The sequence below is a fragment of the Rahnella inusitata genome (genome assembly GCF_018288855.1).
GTDB classification, from domain to species: domain Bacteria; phylum Pseudomonadota; class Gammaproteobacteria; order Enterobacterales; family Enterobacteriaceae; genus Rahnella; species Rahnella inusitata.
This window is the reverse complement of sequence record NZ_CP065024.1, coordinates 4,371,601-4,396,282: the sequence shown is the minus strand read 5'-3', so window position 1 is coordinate 4,396,282 and position 24,682 is coordinate 4,371,601. Positions and strand designations below refer to the sequence as shown.

At 50.3% G+C, this 24,682-nt stretch carries 18 protein-coding genes and 2 pseudogenes; 14 read left to right on the top strand and 6 right to left on the bottom strand.

Features of this window, described 5'->3' with window-relative positions:
• Positions 1–42 precede the first annotated feature (42 nt).
• On the top strand, positions 43–1,365 hold the full coding sequence (locus I2123_RS20525) for an MFS transporter (RefSeq protein WP_213051397.1): 1,323 nt from the start codon (positions 43–45) through the stop codon (positions 1,363–1,365).
• A 70-nt stretch (positions 1,366–1,435) separates the two neighbouring features.
• On the opposite strand, the gene satP is transcribed toward I2123_RS20525, so the two are convergent.
• Entirely contained in the window at positions 1,436–2,035 is a 600-nt protein-coding gene (gene satP, locus I2123_RS20520) for an acetate uptake transporter (protein WP_112168201.1), read from the bottom strand.
• Positions 2,036–2,366: 331 nt separating this feature from the next.
• Between satP and dnaK the strand changes: the two genes are divergently transcribed.
• The 4 genes from dnaK (at position 2,367) to nhaR (ending at position 7,873) form a co-directional block, all read left to right on the top strand.
• Positions 2,367–4,268: a molecular chaperone DnaK gene (gene dnaK, locus I2123_RS20515; protein WP_112168202.1), complete on the top strand. Its 1,902-nt coding sequence runs from the start codon at positions 2,367–2,369 to the stop codon at positions 4,266–4,268.
• Positions 4,269–4,368: 100 nt separating this feature from the next.
• Positions 4,369–5,505: a molecular chaperone DnaJ gene (dnaJ, locus tag I2123_RS20510; RefSeq protein ID WP_112168203.1), complete on the top strand. Its 1,137-nt coding sequence runs from the start codon at positions 4,369–4,371 to the stop codon at positions 5,503–5,505.
• A 235-nt stretch (positions 5,506–5,740) separates the two neighbouring features.
• Entirely contained in the window at positions 5,741–6,916 is a 1,176-nt protein-coding gene (gene nhaA, locus I2123_RS20505; RefSeq protein WP_213051396.1) for a Na+/H+ antiporter NhaA, read from the top strand.
• Positions 6,917–6,982: 66 nt separating this feature from the next.
• Positions 6,983–7,873, top strand: coding sequence for a transcriptional activator NhaR (nhaR, locus tag I2123_RS20500; RefSeq protein ID WP_112168205.1), 891 nt, complete (start codon positions 6,983–6,985; stop codon positions 7,871–7,873).
• An 80-nt stretch (positions 7,874–7,953) separates the two neighbouring features.
• Here nhaR and rpsT read toward each other — a convergent pair whose 3' ends face one another.
• Positions 7,954–8,217 carry a 30S ribosomal protein S20 gene (rpsT, locus tag I2123_RS20495; protein WP_056776784.1) on the bottom strand — a complete coding sequence of 88 codons (264 nt, stop codon included), beginning with the start codon at positions 8,215–8,217 and terminating at the stop codon, positions 7,954–7,956.
• A 439-nt stretch (positions 8,218–8,656) separates the two neighbouring features.
• On the opposite strand from rpsT, the gene ribF reads away from it, so the two are divergent.
• The 5 genes from ribF to ispH all read left to right on the top strand — a co-directional run bounded on the left by ribF (position 8,657) and on the right by ispH (position 14,390).
• Entirely contained in the window at positions 8,657–9,595 is a 939-nt protein-coding gene (gene ribF / locus I2123_RS20490; RefSeq protein WP_213051395.1) for a bifunctional riboflavin kinase/FAD synthetase, read from the top strand.
• Positions 9,596–9,657: 62 nt separating this feature from the next.
• On the top strand, positions 9,658–12,474 hold the full coding sequence (ileS, locus tag I2123_RS20485; RefSeq protein ID WP_213051394.1) for an isoleucine--tRNA ligase: 2,817 nt from the start codon (positions 9,658–9,660) through the stop codon (positions 12,472–12,474).
• On the top strand, positions 12,474–12,980 hold the full coding sequence (gene lspA / locus I2123_RS20480) for a signal peptidase II (RefSeq protein WP_112168208.1): 507 nt from the start codon (positions 12,474–12,476) through the stop codon (positions 12,978–12,980). The genes ileS and lspA overlap by 1 nt, the downstream gene beginning before the upstream one ends.
• A gap of 5 nt (positions 12,981–12,985) precedes the next feature.
• Entirely contained in the window at positions 12,986–13,456 is a 471-nt protein-coding gene (gene fkpB, locus I2123_RS20475; protein ID WP_213051393.1) for an FKBP-type peptidyl-prolyl cis-trans isomerase, read from the top strand.
• Positions 13,437–14,390, top strand: a complete 954-nt coding sequence (gene ispH / locus I2123_RS20470) for a 4-hydroxy-3-methylbut-2-enyl diphosphate reductase (RefSeq protein ID WP_112168210.1) — start codon at positions 13,437–13,439, stop codon at positions 14,388–14,390. Before fkpB ends, ispH begins: the two co-directional genes overlap by 20 nt.
• 72 nt (positions 14,391–14,462) lie before the next feature.
• Here the strand turns inward: ispH and I2123_RS20465 are convergent, their stop codons facing one another.
• The 4 genes and pseudogenes from I2123_RS20465 to I2123_RS25830 form a co-directional block, all read right to left on the bottom strand.
• Positions 14,463–15,338: an SMP-30/gluconolactonase/LRE family protein gene (locus tag I2123_RS20465; RefSeq protein ID WP_213051392.1), complete on the bottom strand. Its 876-nt coding sequence runs from the start codon at positions 15,336–15,338 to the stop codon at positions 14,463–14,465.
• Between the two features lie 146 nt (positions 15,339–15,484).
• Positions 15,485–16,636 (bottom strand): annotated as a pseudogene (locus I2123_RS20460) (porin).
• A gap of 368 nt (positions 16,637–17,004) precedes the next feature.
• The gene (locus I2123_RS25590; RefSeq protein ID WP_244879862.1) at positions 17,005–17,217 is read right to left on the bottom strand and encodes a hypothetical protein; all 213 of its coding nucleotides are present in this window, start codon (positions 17,215–17,217) and stop codon (positions 17,005–17,007) included.
• A gap of 162 nt (positions 17,218–17,379) precedes the next feature.
• A pseudogene (locus tag I2123_RS25830) lies at positions 17,380–17,433 on the bottom strand (hypothetical protein); the annotation flags it as partial.
• A gap of 903 nt (positions 17,434–18,336) precedes the next feature.
• On the opposite strand from I2123_RS25830, the gene I2123_RS20450 reads away from it, so the two are divergent.
• The 4 genes from I2123_RS20450 (at position 18,337) to carA (ending at position 24,678) form a co-directional block, all read left to right on the top strand.
• The gene (locus I2123_RS20450; RefSeq protein WP_213052582.1) at positions 18,337–20,481 is read left to right on the top strand and encodes a type I secretion system permease/ATPase; all 2,145 of its coding nucleotides are present in this window, start codon (positions 18,337–18,339) and stop codon (positions 20,479–20,481) included.
• Positions 20,482–20,517: 36 nt separating this feature from the next.
• On the top strand, positions 20,518–21,951 hold the full coding sequence (locus I2123_RS20445) for an HlyD family type I secretion periplasmic adaptor subunit (protein WP_213051391.1): 1,434 nt from the start codon (positions 20,518–20,520) through the stop codon (positions 21,949–21,951).
• A 270-nt stretch (positions 21,952–22,221) separates the two neighbouring features.
• Complete coding sequence (dapB, locus tag I2123_RS20440) at positions 22,222–23,043, top strand: 4-hydroxy-tetrahydrodipicolinate reductase (RefSeq protein WP_213051390.1); 822 nt, start codon at positions 22,222–22,224, stop codon at positions 23,041–23,043.
• Positions 23,044–23,520: 477 nt separating this feature from the next.
• The gene (gene carA, locus I2123_RS20435; protein WP_213051389.1) at positions 23,521–24,678 is read left to right on the top strand and encodes a glutamine-hydrolyzing carbamoyl-phosphate synthase small subunit; all 1,158 of its coding nucleotides are present in this window, start codon (positions 23,521–23,523) and stop codon (positions 24,676–24,678) included.
• Positions 24,679–24,682: the final 4 nt, after the last annotated feature.

Sequence of the window (24,682 nt, the reverse complement as noted above, 5' to 3'; positions counted from 1 at the left end):
AAACCTTTTTCCAATTCACACTCTGGTGTCACACGGACTCTTATGCAACACGCACAATCGCGCCGGCTGAACCGGCAGGATTTCAAAACGCTGTCCCTGGCTGCGCTGGGCGGCGCCCTCGAATTCTACGACTTCATCATTTTCGTCTTCTTCGCTGCGGTTATCGGCGATCTTTTCTTCCCTGCGGATATGCCCGACTGGTTACGTCAGGTTCAGACGTTTGGGATCTTTGCTGCCGGTTATCTGGCGCGTCCGCTCGGCGGCATTATCATGGCGCACTTTGGCGATTTGGTTGGCCGTAAACGTATGTTCAGCCTGAGTATTTTACTGATGGCATTGCCGACGCTGGCGATGGGTTTGCTGCCAACGTATGCTTCTATCGGCATTGCGGCTCCGTTGCTCTTATTGCTGATGCGCGTATTACAGGGTGCGGCGATTGGTGGCGAAGTGCCAGGGGCGTGGGTCTTTGTGGCTGAACATGTGCCGAGAAACCGTATTGGCTTTGCCTGCGGCACGCTGACCGCCGGACTGACGGCAGGTATTCTGCTCGGTTCGCTGGTGGCAACCGTGCTGAACAGCGCGATGACGCCTGCGGCAATCAGCGATTTTGGCTGGCGTATTCCGTTCTTTCTTGGCGGTATTTTTGGCCTGTTCGCGATGTATTTACGCCGCTGGTTGCAGGAGACGCCGATCTTCCTTGAGATGAAAGCGCATAAAACGCTGGCCGAAGAACTGCCGCTAAAATCAGTGGTGGTCAATCATAAGAAAGAAATCGTGGTGTCGATGCTGATGACCTGGCTGCTGTCTGCGGGGATTGTGGTTGTCATTCTGATGACGCCGACTTATCTGCAAAAACAATTCGGCATTCCGGCGGCTCAGGCGTTGCAGGCTAACAGTCTGGCGACCATTGCGCTGACCTTTGGGTGTATCGCGGCGGGCTGGATTGTTGACCGTCTGGGTGCCAGCAAAACGTTTATTGTCGGCAGCCTGTTCCTCGGTATCTGCAGCTGGTCATTCTATCATTCTGTGGCCGCTGACCCTTCTATGCTGATGGGCATGTACGCGCTGGTCGGCTTCAGCGTCGGGATCGTCGGTGCGGTGCCTTACGTGCTGGTTCGCGCTTTCCCGGCCGAAGTGCGCTTTACCGGGATCTCATTCTCTTACAATGTCGCCTACGCCATCTTTGGTGGACTGACGCCGATCTTCGTAACACTGATTATGCGCGTGACGCCAATGGCACCCGCGTATTACGTTCTGGCGCTCTCCGCGATTGGTTTGCTGACCGGCATCTATTTAACCCGCGATCTCAACAGTGAAACGACTCAGCCCGCAAAGTTTGATGAGCAGGCAGCGTCAGGAAACTGACGTCATTTCTGCGGGCACAAAAACAAAAGGCCCCGCATTCGCGAGGCCTTTTTGATCGGGCAGAGTTTAATTACGCAGCAGCAACCGCCGCGTTGACTGCGTGATTTTTCGGTTCACCGATAGGTAAGACGGTCCGGCCATACTGTTCGTTCAACACTTCTGCCATCGCCAGATAAATGGCGCTGGCGCCACAGAAGATGCCTTCGAAACCTGCAAAATGTAGCACGGTGGTATTGCCGGTCATGTTACCGAAGCACAGCAGGGCGAACAAAATGGTCAGGCTGCCGAAAACAACCTGCAAGCCACGGTTGGCTTTCAATGTGCCGAAAAACATGAATAAGGTGAAAACGCCCCAAAGTCCGAGGTATGCGCCGAGGAAACTTTCGCTGCTGGCGTCAGCCAGGCCCATGCGTGGCAGCATCAGGATGCCCACCAGGCTCAGCCAGAAAGCGCCGTAAGAGGTAAAGGCAGTGGTGCCGAAGGTATTCCCTTTTTTGAATTCCATCATGCCCGCCAGAATCTGGATCAGGCCGCCATAGAAAATGCCCATGCTGACGATAACAGCGGTCAGTGGGAAGAAACCTGCGTTGTGTAAATTCAATAAGATAGTGGTCATACCGAAGCCCATTAACCCGAGCGGGCCTGGATTTGCCAACGTTTTACTCTGCATAGATCCTCTGAATTAAAATATTACGAATAGATAACTGGGGGATATCCGCTTGCGAAATGGGTAAAAATCCCACATATCTTCAGAAGCGCGCGGCATCATAATGAGGTGGCGTCGGGTAAACATTGATCTGGCGTAACAGCAATTGAAGATTTTTTTTCATCTCGCCCCTTGATGCTGCGTTGCATGGCCCCATCTTATTCCCAACCGCAGTTGTTACCGTCGGTAAAGCCGCAATATCGGGCAGTTGAAATCGAACTATTGAAATCGAAAACATTGCCCGCATATACAGTAGCAACATGATCGAATATGAATTTTAAGTGGAGACGTTTAAATGGGTAAAATTATTGGGATCGACCTGGGTACTACCAACTCTTGTGTAGCTATTATGGATGGCACTACTGCACGTGTGCTGGAGAATGCTGAAGGCGACCGCACCACTCCTTCCATCATCGCTTATGCGGCAGATGGTGAGACTCTGGTGGGTTCTCCGGCTAAACGTCAGGCTGTGACTAACCCACAGAACACCCTGTTTGCGATCAAGCGCCTGATTGGCCGTCGCTTCCAGGACGAAGAAGTACAGCGTGACAAAGGCATCATGCCTTACCAGATCGTAGGCTCCGACAACGGCGACGCCTGGATCGACATCAAAGGTCAGAAAATTGCACCTCCGCAGATTTCTGCTGAAGTGTTGAAGAAAATGAAGAAAACTGCTGAAGATTACCTGGGCGAACCGGTAACTGAAGCTGTTATCACCGTACCTGCATACTTCAACGATGCTCAGCGTCAGGCAACTAAAGATGCTGGCCGTATCGCAGGTCTGGAAGTAAAACGTATTATTAACGAACCTACCGCAGCGGCACTGGCTTATGGCCTGGATCGCGAAGTGGGTAACCGCACTATCGCGGTATACGACCTGGGTGGTGGTACTTTCGATATTTCTATTATCGAAATCGACGAAGTTGATGGCGAAAAAACCTTCGAAGTTCTGGCAACCAATGGTGACACTCACCTCGGTGGTGAAGACTTCGATAGCCGCCTGATTAACTACCTGGTTGAAGAGTTCAAGAAAGAACAAGGTATGGATCTGCGTAACGATCCGCTGGCAATGCAACGTCTGAAAGAAGCCGCTGAAAAAGCGAAGATCGAGCTGTCTTCTGCTCAGCAAACTGACGTGAATCTGCCGTACATCACTGCGGATGCGACTGGTCCTAAGCACATGAACATCAAAGTGACCCGTGCAAAACTGGAATCTTTGGTAGAAGACCTGGTTAACCGTTGTATCGATCCGCTGAAAGTCGCGCTGAAAGACGCAGGTCTGTCAGTGTCCGATATTCAGGACGTGATCCTGGTCGGTGGTCAGACGCGTATGCCAATGGTTCAGAAAAAAGTGGCTGAATTCTTTGGTAAAGAACCACGTAAAGACGTGAACCCGGACGAAGCTGTTGCTATCGGTGCAGCGGTTCAGGGCGGTGTGTTGGCAGGTGACGTGAAAGACGTTCTGCTGCTGGACGTTACCCCGTTGTCACTGGGTATCGAAACCATGGGCAGCGTAATGACTCCGCTGATCACCAAAAACACCACTATCCCGACTAAACACAGCCAGGTGTTCTCAACTGCAGAAGACAACCAGTCTGCGGTAACCATCCATGTGTTGCAGGGTGAGCGTAAACGTTCGAGCGATAACAAATCTCTGGGTCAGTTCAACCTGGACGGTATTCAGGCAGCACCGCGCGGTCAGGCACAGATCGAAGTTACCTTCGACCTCGACGCCGACGGTATCCTGCACGTGTCTGCGAAAGACAAGACGACCGGCCGTGAGCAGAAGATCACCATCAAGGCATCTTCTGGTCTGACGGAAGAAGAGATCCAGAAAATGGTTAACGATGCCGAAGCGAATGCTGAGTCTGACCGCAAGTTCGAAGAACTGGTCCAGACCCGCAACCAGGCAGACCATCTGATCCACGGTACCCGTAAGCAACTGGAAGAAGCCGGCGACAAACTGCCAGCGGAAGACAAAACCGCAGTTGAAGAAGCCCTGAAAGCACTGGAAGTTTCTGCTAAAGGTGAAGACAAGGCTGATATCGAAGCGAAAATCCAGGCGCTGGTGCAGGTTTCCGGTAAGCTGATGGAAATGGCTCAGCAGCAGGGTCAGGCTGAAGGCGGCGATAACAGCGCTCAGAAAGATGATGACGTTGTTGACGCTGAATTCGAAGAAGTCAAAGACAAGAAATAATCGCCCTTAAGCGGGCACAGTAAGAGTTCATTACTGAAAACCAGCACGGGCGTCGAGGAAACTCTGCGCCCGTGCACGCATGTTGAGGGTAGGTTAAAGCATGGCGAAGCAAGATTTTTATGAGATTTTAGGCGTATCCAAAACAGCGGATGAGCGTGAAATCAAAAAGGCCTATAAGCGCCTGGCTATGAAGCATCACCCTGACCGTAATCAGGGCGACAAAGCTTCCGAAAGCAAATTCAAAGAAATTAAAGAAGCGTATGAAATTCTGACTGATGCGCAAAAGCGTGCGGCCTACGACCAGTACGGTCATGCAGCCTTTGAACAAGGTGGCATGGGCGGCGGCGGTGGGTACGGCGGTGGCGGCGGTGCAGATTTCAGCGACATCTTTGGTGACGTCTTTGGCGACATCTTTGGCGGCGGTCGCCGTCAGCGTGCGAGCCGGGGGTCAGACCTGCGTTACAACATGGATCTGACGCTGGAAGAGGCCGTTCGTGGTGTCACCAAAGAAATCCGCATTCCTACGCTGGATGAATGTGACGTCTGCCACGGCAGCGGCGCGAAAGCGGGCAGTTCTCCGGCCACCTGTCCTACCTGCCACGGTGCGGGCCAGGTTCAGATGCGTCAGGGCTTCTTCACGGTTCAACAAGCGTGTCCGACCTGTCAGGGGCGCGGTAAGGTCATTAAAGATCCTTGCAGCAAATGCCACGGTCATGGCCGCGTAGAGCGTTCGAAAACCCTGTCCGTGAAAATCCCGGCGGGTGTGGATACCGGCGACCGTATTCGTCTTGAAGGTGAAGGTGAAGCGGGTGAGCATGGCGCACCGTCAGGCGATCTGTATGTTCAGGTTCAGGTAAAAGCGCACAAAATCTTTGAGCGTGAAGGCAATAACCTGTACTGCGAAGTCCCTATCAACTTCGCCATGGCTGCCTTAGGTGGTGAAATCGAAGTCCCAACGCTTGATGGCCGCGTAAGCCTGAAAATTCCTGCGGAAACGCAGACCGGCAAAATGTTCCGTATGCGTGGGCGCGGTGTGAAATCCGTCCGTGGCGGTGCTCAGGGCGATTTAATGTGCCGCGTTGTGGTCGAAACGCCGGTCAGCCTGAGCGACAAACAGAAGCAGCTGCTGCGTGATCTGGAAGAAAGCTTTGGTGGCGTATCGGGTGAGAAAAACAGCCCGCGTTCCAAAAGCTTCCTGGACGGCGTGAAAAAGTTCTTTGATGATTTGACGCGCTAATCAGTTCCTGACAACAGGCACTGGCAGTCCAGCAAAATCCCCGGCAGCGGTTCGCTCCGGGGATTTTTTTATGCGTGTTACGGACAACGCTATGGCAGGTTGAAAAATGACTCGTAAAAACCGAGCTATACTCCAGATATAATCGACTTTTTACGAGTTGATGGGTTATGTACAATTCGCGCATTCCATTGTGGCAATCCTTTTACCGCCACTGTTTTTCTACAGGAGAGTCAGAATGTCGAATTTAATTCGTCAGTTTTTACGCTTGGAAGCCGCAGGGGGGATCGTACTGATCCTGGCCGCCATCTTGGCATTAATCATGGCCAACAGTCCGCTACAGGGCGCTTATCAGGCATTTCTGGATATTCCGGTCACCGTGCGTTTTTCCGAGTTGCTGATTGATAAACCCCTTTTACTGTGGATTAACGACGGTCTGATGGCAGTATTTTTCCTGATGATCGGTCTCGAAGTGAAGCGTGAGCTTTGCGAAGGCGCGCTGGCGAACCGCGACCAGGCATTATTCCCGGCCATTGCTGCCGTGGGCGGCATGATTGTTCCGGCCCTTATTTACTTACTGTTCAACGGCAGCGATGAGATTGTCCGTCAGGGCTGGGCTATTCCGGCGGCCACTGACATTGCCTTTGCACTGGGCGTGATGGCGTTGCTGGGTTCCCGCGTACCGACTGGCCTGAAAGTCTTCCTGCTGGCACTGGCGATCATTGACGATCTCGGGGCGATTGTGATCATTGCACTGTTCTATAGCCACGATGTTTCCATGATGGCGTTAGGACTTTCTGCGGTTTGCATCGCGGCATTGGCTTTCATGAATTGGCGTGGGGTGACAAAACTGACGCCATATCTGGTTGTCGGCGCGGTGTTCTGGGTCTGCGTGCTGAAGTCTGGCGTTCACGCCACGCTCGCCGGTGTGATCCTCGGGTTCCTGATCCCGCTCAATACCAAAGATAAAAAACCGTCACCGGCGCGTCGTCTGGAGCACGGTATTCATCCTTACGTTGCGTGGTTTATTTTGCCGGTGTTTGCGTTTGCCAACGCGGGCATTTCATTAGAGGGCGTTTCTGCTGCCGGTGCTTTCTCCCTGTTACCGATGGGTATCGCTGCCGGATTGCTGTTAGGTAAACCGCTGGGCATCATTCTTTTTAGCGGCATAGCGCTGAAATTGGGAGTGACCCGTATGCCATCGGGCATTACTTTTAGCCAGATAGCCGCCGTGTCAGTGTTGTGCGGTATCGGCTTTACGATGTCGATTTTCATCGGCTCACTGGCCTTTGCAACGCGTGATCCTGCACTGCTGACTTACGCAAAAATGGGCATCCTGATGGGCTCTGTTGCTTCTGCGGTATTGGGTTACATATTACTCAGTCGTTCTTTGCCTAAAAAAGCCCTCAAATAGTGATGAACAGTCTGCATCAGGCATGCAGCCTGATGCAGACTTCATATTTCTGGAGCGGATGAAAACATGCCTCATATTAACTACAACCATTTGTATTATTTTTGGCACGTCTGTAAATCAGGTTCTGTCGTAGGTGCCGCCGAGGCGCTCTATCTGACGCCACAGACCATCACCGGGCAGATTAAATCGCTTGAGGAACGGTTAGGTGGCAAACTTTTCAAACGTCAGGGCCGCGGTCTGGTGCCCTCTGAGCTGGGGCAGCTGGTATATCGCTATGCCGATAAGATGTTCACCCTCAGTCAGGAAATGCTGGATATCGTTAACTATCGCAAAGAGTCGAGCCTGTTGTTTGACGTGGGTGTTGCCGATGCGCTGTCGAAACGGCTGGTCAGCCGTGTGCTGAAAGCTGCCGTGCCGGACAACGCACAAATTCATTTGCGATGTTTTGAATCCACCCACGAAATGCTGCTGGAACAGCTGAGCTTGCATAAGCTGGATATGATTCTGTCGGACTGCCCGGTGGATTCAACGCAGCAGGAAGGTTTGTTCTCCGTCAAGCTGGGCGAGAGTCCGATCAGCTTCTATTGCTGCAATCCCCCTGCGGGTGTCGATTTTCCTGCTTGTCTGGAGCAGCGTCCGCTGCTGATCCCCGGGCGTCGTTCGATGCTGGGACGAAAATTGCTGAACTGGTTTAATACGCAGGGATTGAAAGTGAACATTCTCGGTGAGTTCGATGATGCGGCACTGATGAAAGCGTTCGGGATGAACAACGATGCAATATTTGTCGCGCCAGCGATTTACTCTTCTACTGAGTTTCAGGATGAAAAAATTGTTGAAGTGGGGCGCGTGGAGGGGATTCTGGAAGAGTACTACGTGATTTTTGCCGAACGTATGATCCAACATCCTTCGGTTCAGCGGATTTGTCACACTGACTTTTCGGCGCTGTTTGAGTTGTAGTTAACGCAGATACTCAAATTTTAGGTATAAAAAAACCGGCGTAAGCCGGTTTTTTTATCAAGCATATCAGCGTAATGCAATTATTGCATTGCGTTGATTTGCGCAGTCAGATTTGACTTATGACGCGCTGCTTTGTTCTTGTGGATCAGGCCTTTACAAGACTGACGATCCACAATTGGTTGCATTTCGTTAAATGCATTTTGTGCAGCAGCTTTGTCGCCTGCTGCAATAGCCGTGTATACCTTCTTGATAAAGGTACGCATCATTGAACGGCGGCTCGCGTTATGCTTACGACGTTTTTCTGACTGTACGGCGCGTTTCTTAGCTGATTTGATATTAGCCAAGGCCAACTCCCAAATATTTTTCTATTGATGAACAATTCAAAGGCCGAGGAATATGCCTTTTCGGTCTTCTGTTGTCAACGGATTTGTGCAAATAAGCGGCGTTTTAAAGCGTGAACTTTACACGTCACTTGTTACGTTGTGATGGCGCAGGATTTTAACAGCTTCCGGCATCGGAATACAGTCTTTCGCGAGAAAAATCGACAGGAGAGTGTACAAACTGCCCACGGCGGCCATTAACGCTTTGTTTATGCGAAAAGTCACGCATTCCCTGCTCGAAAGGAAAGATTTTCATCGCCACGCCGCCATTTGAACCGCAATATCTGCCGTATGCAAGAGAGAATGGTGTGATCCTGCGAATCGCTGGTTAACCTTGCGGGCTGTACAAGGTATAATCCGCCGATTTCCATCTTTATGAGTCAGCATTGGATTTGAGCCAGCTATGGAGCTAATTCGCGGAATACACAATATTCGAGCACGCCATCATGGATGTGTGCTGACTATTGGCAATTTTGATGGTGTACACCGGGGCCATCAGGGCCTGATCGAACAGCTGAAGCTGGAAGGTCAGCGTCTGGGGCTGCCGGTAATGGTGATGATTTTTGAACCACAGCCGCTGGAACTGTTTGCGGGTGATAAAGCCCCTGCACGGTTAACCAGCCTGCGTGACAAAGCCAAGTATCTGGCCGAGTGTGGCGTAGATTATCTTTTATGTGTGCATTTCGACCCCCGGTTCGCTGCACATATGGCGCAGGCGTTTGTTTCTCAGCTGCTGGTCGAAAAGCTGGGCGTCAAATTCCTGACCGTCGGGGATGATTTCCGCTTTGGTGCGGGTCGTCTGGGCGATTTTGAGCTGTTGCAGAAAGCCGGGAAAGAGTATGGCTTCGAAGTGATCAGCACCCAGACCTTCCGTGAAGGCGGAAATCGCATTAGCAGCACTGCTATCCGCGATGCGCTGCGTGACGATGATTTAGCGCTGGCCGAAAATTTACTGGGCCATCCGTTCAGTATCTCAGGGCGGGTCGTCCATGGTGATAAGCTGGGGCGTACTATTGGGTTCCCGACGGCCAACGTGCCGTTAAAGCGCGTGGTCTCACCGGTTCGCGGCGTGTATGCCGTAGAAGTTCTCGGCCTTGGCCCGGAACCTTTGCCGGGCGTTGCCAATATTGGCATTCGTCCGACGGTCGGTGGCGTGCGCAAGCAGTTGGAAGTTCATCTGCTCGATGCCACATTAGATTTATACGGGCGCCACATTGACGTGGTGCTCCGCGCAAAATTGCGCAATGAACAGCGTTTCTCCTCGCTTGATGCGTTAAAGCAACAAATTGCGAACGATGAGGTGACGGCCCGGGAATTCTTCGGGTTAAAGACACCACGCTAAACTTGTACTGACAGGCGTGTCACAACGCCTGGAATCCAGCCGAAAAACGGAACCGAGAATCTATGAGTGACTACAAGAACACCCTGAATTTGCCGGAAACAGGGTTCCCGATGCGTGGCGATCTGGCCAAGCGTGAACCTGACATGCTGAAGAATTGGTATGACCAGGATCTGTACGGGATTATTCGTGCTGCCAAGAAAGGCAAGAAAACCTTTATCTTGCATGACGGCCCTCCGTATGCGAACGGCAGCATTCATATTGGTCACTCAGTAAACAAAATTCTTAAAGACATGATCGTTAAGTCCAAAGGACTGGCGGGCTTCGATGCGCCGTATGTTCCGGGCTGGGATTGTCATGGTCTGCCGATTGAACTGAAAGTTGAACAGCTGATCGGTAAGCCGGGCGAAAAAGTCACGGCGGCGGAATTCCGTGAAGCCTGCCGCAAGTACGCTGCTGAACAGGTTGAAGGTCAGAAGAAAGACTTCATCCGTCTGGGCGTGCTCGGTGACTGGGATCATCCGTACCTGACCATGGACTTCAAAACAGAAGCCAACATCATTCGTGCGCTGGGTAAAATCATCGGCAACGGTCACCTGCATAAAGGTGCGAAACCTGTTCACTGGTGTACCGATTGCGGATCTTCATTGGCTGAAGCCGAAGTCGAATATTACGACAAAGTGTCTCCGTCTATCGACGTGACGTTTAATGCGACGGATGCCGCCGCTGTTGCTGCGAAATTCGGTGCCACTGCTTTCAATGGCCCGGTTTCTCTGGTCATCTGGACCACCACCCCGTGGACCATGCCAGCTAACCGCGCGATTTCACTCAACGCTGAGTTCTCTTATCAGCTGGTGCAGATTGAAGGTCAGTGCCTGATCCTGGCCACCGATCTGGTGGAAAGCGTGATGAAGCGCGCCGGTATCGCTGAGTGGTCTGTGCTGGGCGAATGTAAAGGTGCGGGTCTTGAATTGCTTCGATTCCAGCATCCGTTCCTCGGTTTCGATGTTCCGGCGATCCTTGGCGATCACGTTACTCTCGATGCCGGTACCGGTGCTGTACATACCGCACCTGGCCACGGTCCTGATGACTTTGTCATTGGCCAGAAATACGGTCTGGAAGTCGCAAACCCGGTTGGACCGAACGGCTGCTACCTGCCGGGCACTTATCCGACGCTGGATGGCAAATTCGTCTTTAAAGCGAATGATCTGATCGTTGAACTGCTGCGTGAGAAGGGCGCACTGCTGCACGTTGAGAAAATGAACCACAGCTATCCGTGCTGCTGGCGTCACAAAACGCCGATCATCTTCCGCGCTACGCCACAATGGTTCATCAGCATGGATCAGAAAGGTTTGCGTCAGAAGTCTCTGGAAGAGATCAAAGGCGTGCAGTGGATCCCTGACTGGGGTCAGGCGCGTATCGAAAACATGGTCGCTAACCGTCCTGACTGGTGTATCTCCCGCCAGCGTACGTGGGGCGTACCGATGTCTCTGTTCGTGCATAAAGATACCGAACAGCTTCATCCGCGCAGCCTTGAGCTGATGGAAGAAGTGGCAAAACGCGTGGAAGCCGATGGCATTCAGGCATGGTGGGATCTGAACCCTGAAGAGATTTTGGGTGCAGACGCTGCCGATTACGTCAAAGTGCCGGATACGCTGGACGTCTGGTTTGACTCCGGTTCCACGCACTCCTCCGTTGTGGATGTGCGCCCTGAGTTCAACGGTCATTCACCGGATCTGTATCTGGAAGGTTCTGACCAGCATCGCGGCTGGTTCATGTCTTCTCTGATGATTTCTACGGCGATGAAAGGCAAAGCGCCTTACAAACAAGTACTGACTCACGGTTTCACCGTCGATGGTCAGGGCCGTAAAATGTCTAAATCCATCGGTAACACCATCGCGCCTCAGGATGTGATGAATAAGCTGGGTGGCGACATCCTGCGTTTGTGGGTGGCATCTACGGATTACACCGGCGAAATCGCCGTGTCCGACGAAATCCTCAAACGTGCTGCCGATTCTTATCGCCGTATCCGTAACACCGCGCGCTTCCTGCTGGCGAACCTTAACGGTTTCGATCCGGCGCTGCACAGCGTGGCACCGGAAGAGATGGTTGTGCTGGATCGCTGGGCGGTTGGCCGCGCGAAAGCTGCACAAGACGAGATCATTGCTGCGTACGAAGCCTATGATTTCCACGGCGTTGTTCAGCGTCTGATGCAGTTCTGCTCGATCGAAATGGGTTCGTTCTATCTGGATATCATTAAAGATCGCCAGTACACCGCGAAGAGCGACAGCGTTGCGCGCCGCAGCTGCCAGACCGCGCTGTATCACATCTGCGAAGCACTGGTTCGCTGGATGGCGCCAATCATGTCCTTCACTGCCGATGAAATCTGGGCTGAACTGCCAGGTCATCGCGAGAAGTTCGTCTTTACTGAAGAATGGTACGACGGTCTGTTTGGCCTGATCGGTAACGAATCCATGAACGATGCGTTCTGGGATGAGCTGCTGAAAGTGCGTGGCGAAGTGAACAAAGTGATCGAACAGGCGCGTGCTGATAAACGTCTGGGCGGTTCTCTGGAAGCAGCCGTGACCTTATATGTAGACGACGCGCTGGCAACAGACCTGCGTTCTCTGGGTAACGAACTGCGTTTTGTGCTCCTGACTTCCGGTGCGAAAGTCGCCGCGCTGTCTGAAGCTGATGATTCTGCGCAGGCCAGCGAATTGTTGAAAGGACTGAAAATTGGTCTGGCGAAAGCAGAAGGCGAGAAGTGCCCGCGCTGCTGGCATTTCACCACTGATATCGGCCAGAATGCGGAACACAGCGACATCTGTGGCCGTTGTGTGACTAACATTGCCGGTGACGGCGAAGAGCGTAAGTTTGCATAATGACTAAACCTTTCTGTTCTACCGGACTCCGCTGGCTTTGGCTGGCGGTTCTCGTCGTTATCGTCGATCTCGGCAGTAAGTTTCTGGTCATGGGGCATTTTCAGCTCGGTGAGTCCATGCCGCTGATTCCGTTCTTTAATCTGACCTACGCTCACAATCCGGGCGCGGCGTTCAGCTTCCTGGCGGATAAAGGTGGCTGGCAGCGCTGGTTCTTCACGGCGATTGCGCTGGTTATCGTGGTGGTGCTGCTGGTGCTGATGTACCGCAGCAGTGCAAAGCAGCGTCTGAATAACATCGCATTTGCGATGATTATTGGTGGCGCGCTCGGCAACATGTTTGACCGTATGGTGCACGGCTTTGTGATCGACTTTATCGATTTCTACGTGAACGACTGGCACTACCCGATCTTTAATCTGGCCGACAGCTTTATCTGCGTCGGCGCAGTGCTGGTCGTGCTGGAAGGTTTCCTCGCGAAACCTAACGAAGCGGCGAAGACCAAAGGATAAGAAATATGTCTCAACAGGTGAAACACGACAGCGCCGTGCTGGTACATTTTACGTTGAAGCTTGAAGATGGCTCGACGGCAGAATCTACCCGCGCCAATGGAAAACCTGCGCTGTTTCGCCTCGGCGACGGCAGCCTGTCTGACGCGCTGGAAAATCAGCTGACCGGATTGAGCGTTGGGGACAAGCATGCTTTCACGCTGTCCCCGGAAGCGGCTTTCGGTACCAAAAGCCCGGATCTGGTGCAGTTCTTCTCGCGTCGTGATTTCCAGGAAACAGGGGTGCCGGATGTCGGCACCATCATGCTGTTCAGCGGTCGTGACGGCAATGAAATGCCGGGCGTAGTACGTGAAGTGACAGAGGATTCTATCACTGTCGATTTCAATCATCCGCTGGCGGGACAGTACATCGATTTCGATATCGAAGTGCTGGAAATCGACCCGCAACTGGAGGAGAAACATGCAGATATTGCTGGCTAACCCACGCGGTTTTTGTGCGGGTGTTGATCGCGCCATCAGCATTGTTGAACGTGCGCTTGAGCTTTATGGCGCACCGATTTATGTGCGTCATGAAGTGGTACATAACCGCTATGTGGTCGACAGCCTGCGTCAGCGCGGTGCCATTTTCATCGAGCAAATCAGCGAAGTGCCGGACGGCTCAATTCTGATTTTCTCCGCTCATGGGGTTTCCCAGGCGGTGCGGGCAGAAGCCAAAGAACGCGACCTGACGATGCTCTTTGATGCCACCTGTCCGCTGGTGACCAAAGTGCATATGGAAGTGGCACGCGCCAGCCGTAAAGGCACTGAAGCGATTCTGATTGGCCACGCCGGTCATCCGGAAGTTGAAGGCACCATGGGCCAGTACAGCAATCCGAAAGGCGGCATGTATCTGGTCGAGGCGCCGGAAGATGTTTATAAATTGCAGGTGAAAGATGAAAACAACCTGTGCTTTATGACGCAAACCACGCTCTCGGTAGATGACACGTCGGCCATCATTGATGCGTTGCGCGATCGTTTTCCGAAAATTATCGGGCCGCGTAAAGATGATATTTGCTACGCCACCACTAATCGTCAGGAAGCCGTACGAACGCTGGCCGATGACGCGGACGTGGTGCTGGTTGTTGGGTCGAAAAACTCCTCCAACTCCAACCGGCTGGCGGAGCTGGCTCAGCGCGTAGGCGTGCCTTCTTACCTGATCGACTCTGCCGCGGATATTCAGGAAAGCTGGCTGAAAGATGCCAAAAGCATCGGCGTCACAGCGGGGGCTTCCGCTCCGGATATTCTGGTGCAGGATGTGATCAGCAAGCTGAAAACCTTTGGCGGGGTGGATGTGATTAACATCGAAGGGCGCGAAGAGAATATCGTTTTCGAAGTGCCCAAAGAACTGCGTGTGGATGTGAAACAGATCGACTGATTTGTTTCTGGCATCGTGCATAAAAAAACCGGCTCAATCGTGGCCGGTTTTTTTATGCGCGTTCTGGCCGCTTTAACCCTTTTGCAGTTTGAAAAGATTCTGCGGCACACCCACCGTTGACGTTTGTACATGCAGCAAAGCACCTTCCAGTGCATGCGGTGCATCGAGATTTTTACGTGCCGATGTGATGTACAGATCGGTCATGTCAGGACCTCCAAAAGTACAGCAACTCGGCTGCGTTACAGGTAACGGCACGGTATCGAGAGTAAGCAATTCACCCTGATTGATTTGCTGGCGTAACAAACATTTCGATCCCCAGCAGGCGGTGATCATCCACCCATTTTGCGCCAGCGCTGAACCATCCGGAGATTTATCGCCGGAAGAGAAGCAGGAGATTTTCTGCGGATTAATGCGGCGGGCGTTAGCAGAGTAGAAGCGGTTTTTCTTCGTATCAGCAAACCAGACTTTGCCTTCATGCCAGACCAGGGTGTTGGTGATCCCCACGTTATCAAGCATGATTTCAGGCGCATCGGTTCCGGCTTCATAGCGATACCAGGCGCCATTATTTTTTTCCTCTTTGATATCCAGCGTGCCAAACCACAGCGAACCGTCCGGCGCGATCGCGGCTTCGTTCGGTCGTGTACCTTCTGCACCGGGATACCCGCACAATGTCTGGCGGCTTTTGTTTTCGTAATCGTACAAATGGATCCCATCCTGAGAGACGAGTAAAAACAGATTCCGTTTCTCCGTCATCAGAACGGCGCTGGTCACGCTGGGCAAGTCGTGGATTTCAGTTTTCCTGGTCTCAGGCCAGTAGCGCAAAACGCGCTGAGCCAGAATATCGACCCACAACAATGATTGAGTGCGCTGGCACCAGACGGGCGTTTCACCTAATTCGGCTCGATAATCGCCAATGGCGGTCACGTCGGACCGGAATAATACGGACATCGTAAAGCTCTCCTTGAAGGATAAGATGTGGCTGTATTCAGTCTAGTCCGGCTTTGCCCGCGTGGGATAGGAGAAAAGGTGTAAAAATAAAGGGCCGGTACGTTAATAAGACGTAAACCAGCCCCTGAACTTAGAGCTTTTAAGATTTAGAAATCGTATCTCAGGCGAACGAGGTTCATGTCACCACGGTCATCGGTGGTGGAGCTAAACACGTGTTCGTAATCGACGCGGAAACCGTAATCCATCTGAACAGACAGACCCAGACCATTATCGATACGCTGATAATTACGGCCAGTGACGTAAGTCATACGGTCGCCCATGAAGTACGGCTGAACGGTTTTCACTGCGTACTGATTGATTGGGAATGCGTAGCCCAGGAAGTATTCCAGACCGTAAGCGTCGCCCGCGAAGTAGTTATTATCCGTTTTCTTTTTGGTGGTCAGGAAGTTGTTGTAATAACCCCCACCGAAAGAGGCTGTCCAGTTGCCCGGTTTCCAGCTCAGCGCAGTACCGACAATATTCTGGTCGTAATTCGTGGAGCTGTGCTGCCCAGGGTTTTTCATTTCTGCGTTGGTATAGTTATACGCAGTACCCCATGTCAGATCTTTTGTGATGTGGTAGTCCACACCCACAGAGCCGCCGCCTTTACGTTTGTAACGCAGACCGTCGCCTGTCAGCAAATCGTTATCGGAGAACAGGTAAGAGGCGTAAACATCCGCCTAACCGAAGGTGTTTTTGTATTTCAGCATTTTACGTGAACGGTAAGACCCGTCGTAATCGCCGTTCACACCATTGCCTGGCGCCTGGCCGAGCATATCGTAATCCCAGATATCGGTTTTGGCACCGACCACATCGTAGTACACGCTGTTTTGCTGACCATAGGTCAGCTGACCGTAGGTTTTGCTTTTCAGGCCAGTGTACAGCTGACGACGTGTGGTGTTGTGAGCACCATCTGCGTAGTGATCGTCCCAGCCCATCAGGGCAGGGAAGTTCACACCCAGTTCGTAGTAGCTGACCCAACTGATATCATCAAACAGATAATAATCAGCGGAGAAACGGAAGCGGGAGCCGCCGTCGAAGCCATTATTTTTATACGAACCCTTGTCTTTATCGCCGGTTTCCATATTCCACTGTGGACGAATACTCCCGCCAATCTGGAAATTCAAACGGCTCAACGGATCGTTAGGTTGTGGATCTTGTTTGATCAGGGTGATTTCTGCGTGTGAAGCAAAAGAGGCCAGACCGAATAACAGGCCAGCCGTCGCCACTTGCGTGACTTTGTTTAATTTGAAGTTCATATAAGTCCCTGTGCCAATCCACAGTTTGAAATAACTACCTGTTTTTAAGTCACTAACAGTGAGATTGGCCGTGTGTGTTTTTGTATTTTCCCCTCACTCATAACAATCTGGTAAGGGTGAAGACGCGCCTCATACCTTCAGGCTACTTAATTTTCGACCGGTCAGAAATTAAATTTCGCCGGTTAAAATTAGCTGGCTATTTATTATCATATTCATTGATTTAATCAATATGATTTGGTGCCATATAATAAAAAATTAATGATTCAGATCCGAAAATCTGCGCAATTGCTGGATTTGTCTGCGATGGCTGCCGTGCGAGGGAGTGAGAAGGGTTCCCCTGAGCAATGCTCTCAGGGGAACTTATTGAGTTAAGAATGTGACCAGTAATCTGAACTGTTGAGCATCTGCATACTTGCCTTCATCTGGTCGGGTTGCATTGCCGTGACGCTTTGGCCGGCTGTAAATACCGCCATCGCATCAACCAGTTGCTGTAGCTGAGTAGCTTCCTGGGATTTCCTGTCAGCGACGCTGATGACTTTGTTTTGCGAGGTAGAGCCAGAGAACCAGTTATCAAGCGTCATAGAATCATTTGATCCTATTTCGCTGATCATTAAATGGCTATTGCTGCGTGAGAACCAAAGATCCTGAACGCCGGTATCGGTGAATTGGGTCGAATCAACATCTCTTGTGTTTTGCTTGCTGTCAGTGACAACATCGTGATGATGACCTTTGGCAAAGAGGTATGTGTCAGAGCCCGCACCGCCGAAAAGTGTGTCGTTACCGGCACTGCTGGTAAATAAATCCCATGCTGACCAGCCGGTGAGTTTGTCTTTTCCTTCGGTTCGGTACCGTTGACCACCATAGTCATGGCTTCGAGATTAGCCAGGCAGATAGGTATTGTGTGTTTTTCGTTAAATGCAATATAAACAGAGCTCTATTGATTCTATTTATGTAACCTCCGAGCGTCTTGTCTTATGATTCTAAATCAACAATGGAAACTACTTTTTTATTTTTGAGATCAAACACAGTAACTTTACCAAAGAGCATTAATAATATCATTATTAATTGTTAGTGCTTTATTGTTATCGTTCTCTGGAAAAATTCCAAAAAATAATCATCAGGATCATCTACCTTCAAAATTATCTTACTTAAATCTAAGTTTTTTCTTAAATAACCAGTTTTTTCAGTCGACGATAAACTATCGTTAGGTTGTGGAGTGGAGGTGAGTATTTCCTCTTTTAAATATGCAGGTTTTATTGTGAAAAGTGTGGAATCTCTGGATTTTTCCGCTGCAAAACCATGAGTTGAAGAAACGAAAGCAGTAAACCTGCACAGAGTGATTTTGTTCTGGCGTTCATCATGATGAAGTACCTTGTAAATGTGATTTAATAGTTAATAGCAAGTGCCATAGCGTCTTTGGGATATATTACGTATATCTAAAATATAAATGTATTAAATCATTAATGCCAGAGTGCATTATTCTTGATTCTGTAATTTTTATCTCTCAATTAGTCACCATACTTATTATTGTTTTGTATGGTTTATGCATATACATATATAAATTACTATAGATTAAAAATACACGGGGGATTAGTCAGTTAAATGTTGAGTTTGAAGTGGGTTTTAGTTTTAAATACGCTGACTTAAAAAGTGCTTCAGGGATGCTTCAAACCATTTTATAGGGAATGAAAAAAACTAATATGTTTTCGTATGAAAATGAACTCAGCACAGCGCCGAAAATTCAGCCTGATTTTTCTTTATCTGCATTGGTTATTCTTGCTCAGTATCACGGCATAGCTGCCAATCTGGAGGATATCAAGCACCAGTTCAGTGATGAAACAGGTTCTCTGTCTTCTACTCAGTGGTTATTAGCAGCAAAATCAATAGGTCTGAAAGCAAAGTTAATCAATAAAAAAATTGATCGCCTCCATTTGATCAGCTTACCCGCAATGGTGTGGAGCGATGATGGCGAGCATTTTATTCTGGCTAATATGGATAATGATAAGTATTTAATACAGGACTTTGCGGCAGGTCATCCGGTTGTACTGTGTCGTGAGGAATTTGAACAACGCTACACCGGTAAACTGATGCTGGTGACATCCCGGGCATCGGTACTGGTCAGTCTGGCCAAATTCGATTTCACCTGGTTTATTCCAGCAGTGATTAAATACCGTAAAATTTTGTTAGAAGTTCTGGCAGCCTCCGCCGTTATTCAATTTTTTGCCCTGATAACCCCGATGTTTTTTCAGGTAGTGATGGATAAAGTCCTGGTGCACCGCAGTTTCAGTACGCTGGACGTGGTCGCTGTGGCGCTTTTAGTCATCGTATTATTTGAAGTCACGCTTGGCGGCCTGCGAACGTATATTTTTGCCCATACTACCAGCCGGATAGACGTCGAGCTTGGAGCCCGGCTCTTTCGTCATCTCTTTTCCCTGCCGCTGGCCTGGTTTGAAAAGCGGCGCGTAGGCGATACCGTTGCCCGTGTGCGTGAGCTGGAACAAATACGTAATTTCCTCACCGGTCAGGCCCTCACCTCGGTAATGGATCTCTGCTTTTCATTCATCTTTCTCATCGTGATGTGGTTCTACAGTGGCTGGCTGACGCTGGTTGTGCTCATCTCGCTGCCTTGTTATGCCATCTGGTCCGCTACCATCAGCCCGGTATTGCGAGCCCGTTTAAACGAAAAGTTTGCGCGCAATGCGGACAGCCAGTCATTTCTGGTGGAGTCGGTGACGTCTGTTGGCACAATTAAAGCGATGGCGGTTGAGCCTCAGATGACGCGTAACTGGGATCAGCTGTTGGCGTCATATGTTCATGCGGGTCTGAAGGTTACCCGGCTGGCGACCATCGGACAGCAGGGTGTTCAGCTTATTCAAAAACTGGTCATGGTATCAACGCTGTGGCTGGGCGCACGGTTGGTGATTGGTGGCGATTTAACGGTCGGGCAACTGATCGCCTTTAATATGCTCGCCGGGCAGGTGGCAGCGCCGGTTATTCGTCTCGCTCAACTGTGGCAGGATTTCCAGCAAGTCGGTATTTCAGTGGCACGGCTTGGGGATATTTTGAATACGCCTACGGAGCAAACTGCCAGCCGTTTAGCCTTACCTGAAATCACAGGAAAGATAGATTTTGAGCAGGTAAATTTCCGCTATCGGCCGGAGGGTTATGAAGTATTAAGGGATCTGACGCTGACCATTAATGCGAATGAAGTCATCGGCATCGTAGGCCGTTCAGGTTCCGGGAAAAGTACGCTGACAAAACTGGTGCAACGTTTATATGTGCCCGGGCGCGGAAGGGTGCTGGTTGATGGGAACGATTTAGCACTGGCTGACCCGGCGTGGTTACGACGTCAGATAGGCGTGGTGTTGCAGGACAATGTTTTATTAAACCGTACCGTGCGGGAAAATATCGCGCTATCCGAACCCGGTATGCCGTTGGAGAGAATTATTAATGCTGCAAAACTGGCGGGTGCCCATGAGTTTATTATGGAACTGGCGCAAGGATATGACACCGTGGTCGGAGAGCAAGGTGCGGGGCTTTCTGGTGGGCAGCGGCAGCGGGTGGCGATTGCAAGAGCGCTGGTCGGGGAGCCAAAAATCTTAATACTGGACGAAGCGACCAGTGCTTTAGACTATGAGTCGGAACGGGCGATTATGCAGAATATGCAGGCGATTTGTCGTCAGCGTACAGTGCTTATTATTGCCCACCGTCTTTCGACCGTCCGTTTCGCGCAAAGAATTATCGCCATGGATAAAGGCGAAATTGTCGAACAGGGAACCCACGAAGATCTGTTGCAAATAGAAAATGGTTATTACCGTTTCCTGCATGATCTTCAATCGGCGTGATTTTTTTAAAACATTAAAATTCTATTCATCATAAATATGAAAATTTTTATTCATGCATCAAAAGAATTATGCGGTAAATATTATCGGGTATGGCGAGAGATCTGGAAATTACGAACCCGCTTAGATCCGCCGAAGCGTGACGGCGATGAGCGGGTATTTCTCCCTGCGAACCTGGAAATTACAGAGACGCCGATTTCTGCCGCGCCTAAATATATTGCACGGACAATTATATTTTTTACGATTATTGCTTTCCTGTGGGCCCTGATTGGGAAGATTGATATTGTGGCGGTAACACAAGGAAAAACAATTGTTACGGGGCACAGTAAACAAATTCAATCGCTGGAAACCTCAGTTGTTAAAAATATTTATGTCAAGAACGGGGATTATGTCCGTGCAGGGCAAAAAATTATTGAGCTAAGCGGAATTGGCTCTGACAGTGACTCTGAGCAATCCAGGCGTGCTTTGGAAGCGGCGCAGCTGACAAAATTGCGTAACGATGCCCTGATGGAAGTTATAGAGAAAGGCGGAGTGATAAAAATTGATAAATCTGAAGCCAGACTGGCGGCATTAAAAGAACCCGAGGTGATAGCCGCAGAGGAATTAGCGAGAAATCAATTCGAGGCATGGTCGGCGGAGAATGACAAGTTACAGGCGATTCTCAGCCAACATTTAGCAGAGTTGCGTTCTAATCAGGATCAGGTTCATAAACTTGAGCAAATAAAAAAAATAGAACTACAACGTTCAAAAGATTATCAGGCGCTTCTTGAAAAGAAATATCTCTCTCAGCATGAGTATTTTGAGCAGGACAGTAAGACTATTCAGAACGAGCATGATCTCAGAAGTTTGCGCAATCAAACGCAACAAATTGAAGAAAGCATTCATCAGGCTGAACAGGAAAAACGCCTGAATATTCAAACGTTCCACCGCGATACGCTGGACGCACTTCGTGAGGCTAATGAACAAATTCCTCAACTGCGCGGGCAACTGGAAAAGGCGGAGCAGCGGCAGTCGCTGATGAACCTGAAGGCACCGGTTGACGGAACCGTGCAGCAAATGGCTTTTCATACGCTGGGTGGCGTCGTTATGGAAGGGCAGGCAATCATGACAATTGTCCCTCTCGACGATAAAATTGAAGTTGAAACGATGATCGCCAATAAAGATATTGGTTTTGTGAATGTGGGTCAGGATGTTGTCGTCAAAATTGAATCTTTCCCTTATACCCGTTACGGTTACATCACGGGTAAAGTAACCAGCGTCAGTTTTGATGCGATCGAAAATGAGAAGCTGGGATTAGTTTTCAGCGCAATAGTCTCGCTCGATAAAAATTACCTGCTGGTTGAAGGCAAGCGGATTAATCTGGTCGCGGGCATGAATGTCAGCGCTGAAATCAAAACAGGTAAACGGAAAGTCATCGACTATCTCCTTAGTCCGCTGCAGACCAAAGTGGATGAGAGTTTTAAAGAACGCTAGTGCATGATGGTGTTTATTCACAAAAGTGAATCGTTATGCGAAGTGGCTTTTTGCGCATTTTTTCAGCCTTTTTCTCTCTTAGTTCCAGTTTGGCTGTTTGGTTAACACAAATCATTTAAGTTGGTAACCTTAAATCAGATGCTTTTTACTGATATTAACCAGCCTGTATCATAATTTTCTAATTATGAGGCAATTTTGCTGGCTACCCGATAACAGGGTGGCTAACCTGATTCTGTTTTACGGCAGAACCCCTATATAAAGAGAGTATTTATGAGTAACGCTGATATTCGCATGGCCATCGTTGGCGCAGGTGGTCGTATGGGCAGACAGCTGATCCAGGCCGTTTCTGAAGCCGAAGGCGTAGTGCTCGGCGCGGCACTGGAGCGTCCGGGTTCTACGCTTGTCGGTGCCGATGCCGGAGAACTGGCGGGGATCGGAAATGCAGGTGTCAAAGTGAATGACTGCCTGAATACCGTCGTGAATGACTTCGATGTGCTGATTGATTTCACCCGCCCTGAAGGCACGCTGGCACATCTGGAAATTTGTCAGAAACACCATAAAGGCATGATTATCGGCACTACGGGCTTCGATGATGCCGGTAAGGCCGCGATTAAACAGGCTTCTGAGGTTATTCCTGTGGTTTTCGCCGCCAACTTCAGCGTGGGCGTAAACGTCGTCCTCAAACTTTTAGAGAAAGCCGCCAAAGTGATGGGCGACTATACCGATATCGAAATCGTGGAAGCGCACCACCGTCACAAAGTGGATGCACCATCAGGCACTGCCCTGGCGATGGGCGAAGCAATTGCCGGTGCGCTGGGCCGTGACCTCAAGGAGTGCGCGGTGTATGCCCGTGAAGGACATACCGGCGAGCGCGATCCAAAAAGCATTGGTTTTGCCACTATCCGTGCCGGCGATATCGTAGGGGAACATACTGCGATGTTTGCTGATATGGGAGAGCGGGTGGAGATTACCCACAAGGCTTCCAGCCGCATGACCTTCGCAAATGGCGCTGTTCGTGCCGGAAAGTGGATTTCGTCGCATAAGTCGGGTCTTTATGACATGCGTGACGTGCTTGGATTAGAAGATTTGTAGTAAATGATTTAGATGTGATGTGGTTGTTTTGGTCATAATGTTTTGATAAAAGGGCAGTTCCTTGATTGCCCTTCTCTTTTTATTTAAAAATACGGACTTAATCAAAATATTTTATCCTCGCTTGTATTTGTTTTGGTTTATGTTGTTTTTTACATGCGAGTTGTGCGTTTTTTAAACTCAGCCTTTCTCCGTCATTGACCCCTACCCACTTTTATCACTGTTTTTCAGACATCGTCTTCCGCAAACGGTTACTATGCTTACTTAGGCTATGCTTTTGTGGCTGTGATGAAGCCTTTTCACTGAGTTGTGCGAAAAATAGAGAAATAGTGGTGCTTTTGGTAGACAAACCGAACTGCCCTCATTAGAATGCGCCCAATTTGCCGAAAATTGGCTTCCGGAGCGATTTTTGCATTGATTTAGATCGGGTTATCTGAATTAATATGCAAATATTGTGATTTATTATTCTTGGAGGATGCTTTGATAAAGTCAGCGCTATTGGTTCTGGAAGACGGAACCCAATTCCACGGTCGGGCCATCGGGGCAGAAGGTTCGGCAGTGGGGGAAGTGGTCTTCAATACGTCGATGACCGGTTATCAAGAAATCCTCACTGATCCTTCCTATTCCCGCCAGATTGTCACTCTCACTTATCCCCATATCGGTAACGTCGGCACCAATGCCGCAGACGCAGAATCTTCCGCAGTACACGCTCAGGGCCTGGTCATTCGCGACTTACCTCTTATTGCCAGTAACTACCGCAGTGAAGAAAACCTTTCTGATTACCTCAAGCGCAACAACATCGTAGCCATCGCCGACATTGATACCCGCAAGCTGACCCGTCTGTTACGTGAAAAAGGCGCACAGAACGGCTGCATTATCGCGGGCGATTCTCCGGATGCCGAACTGGCGCTGCAAAAAGCCAAAGCGTTCCCGGGGCTGAAAGGGATGGATCTGGCGAAAGAAGTGACCACCGCAGAATCCTACAGCTGGCAGCAAGGCAGCTGGACGCTAGAAGGCGAGCTGCCGGAAGCGAAGAAAGAAGAGGAACTGCCTTTCCACGTGGTGGCTTACGACTACGGCGCAAAACGCAACATCCTGCGTATGCTGGTAGATCGCGGTTGCCGCCTGACGGTAGTGCCGGCGCAAACGCCTGCCGCTGACGTGCTGAAACTTAATCCGGATGGCATCTTCCTGTCCAACGGCCCGGGTGACCCGGAGCCTTGCGATTACGCCATCGCTGCCATCCAAACGTTCCTCGAAACGGAAATTCCGGTCTTCGGTATCTGCCTCGGCCATCAGTTACTGGCATTAGCCAGCGGCGCAAAAACGCTGAAAATGAAACTGGGCCACCACGGCGGTAACCATCCGGTTAAAGATATCGACAACAATGTGGTGATGATTACCGCGCAAAACCACGGCTTCGCAGTAGATGAAAACAATCTGCCCGCGAACCTGCGCGTGACCCACAAATCGCTGTTCGACCATACGGTTCAGGGCATCCACCGCACGGACAAACCGGCATTCAGCTTCCAGGGTCACCCTGAAGCCAGCCCTGGCCCGCACGATGCTGCGCCGCTTTTCGATCATTTCATCGAACTGATTAACGCTTTCCGCGCTTCTCACAACAACGCCAAATAACAGG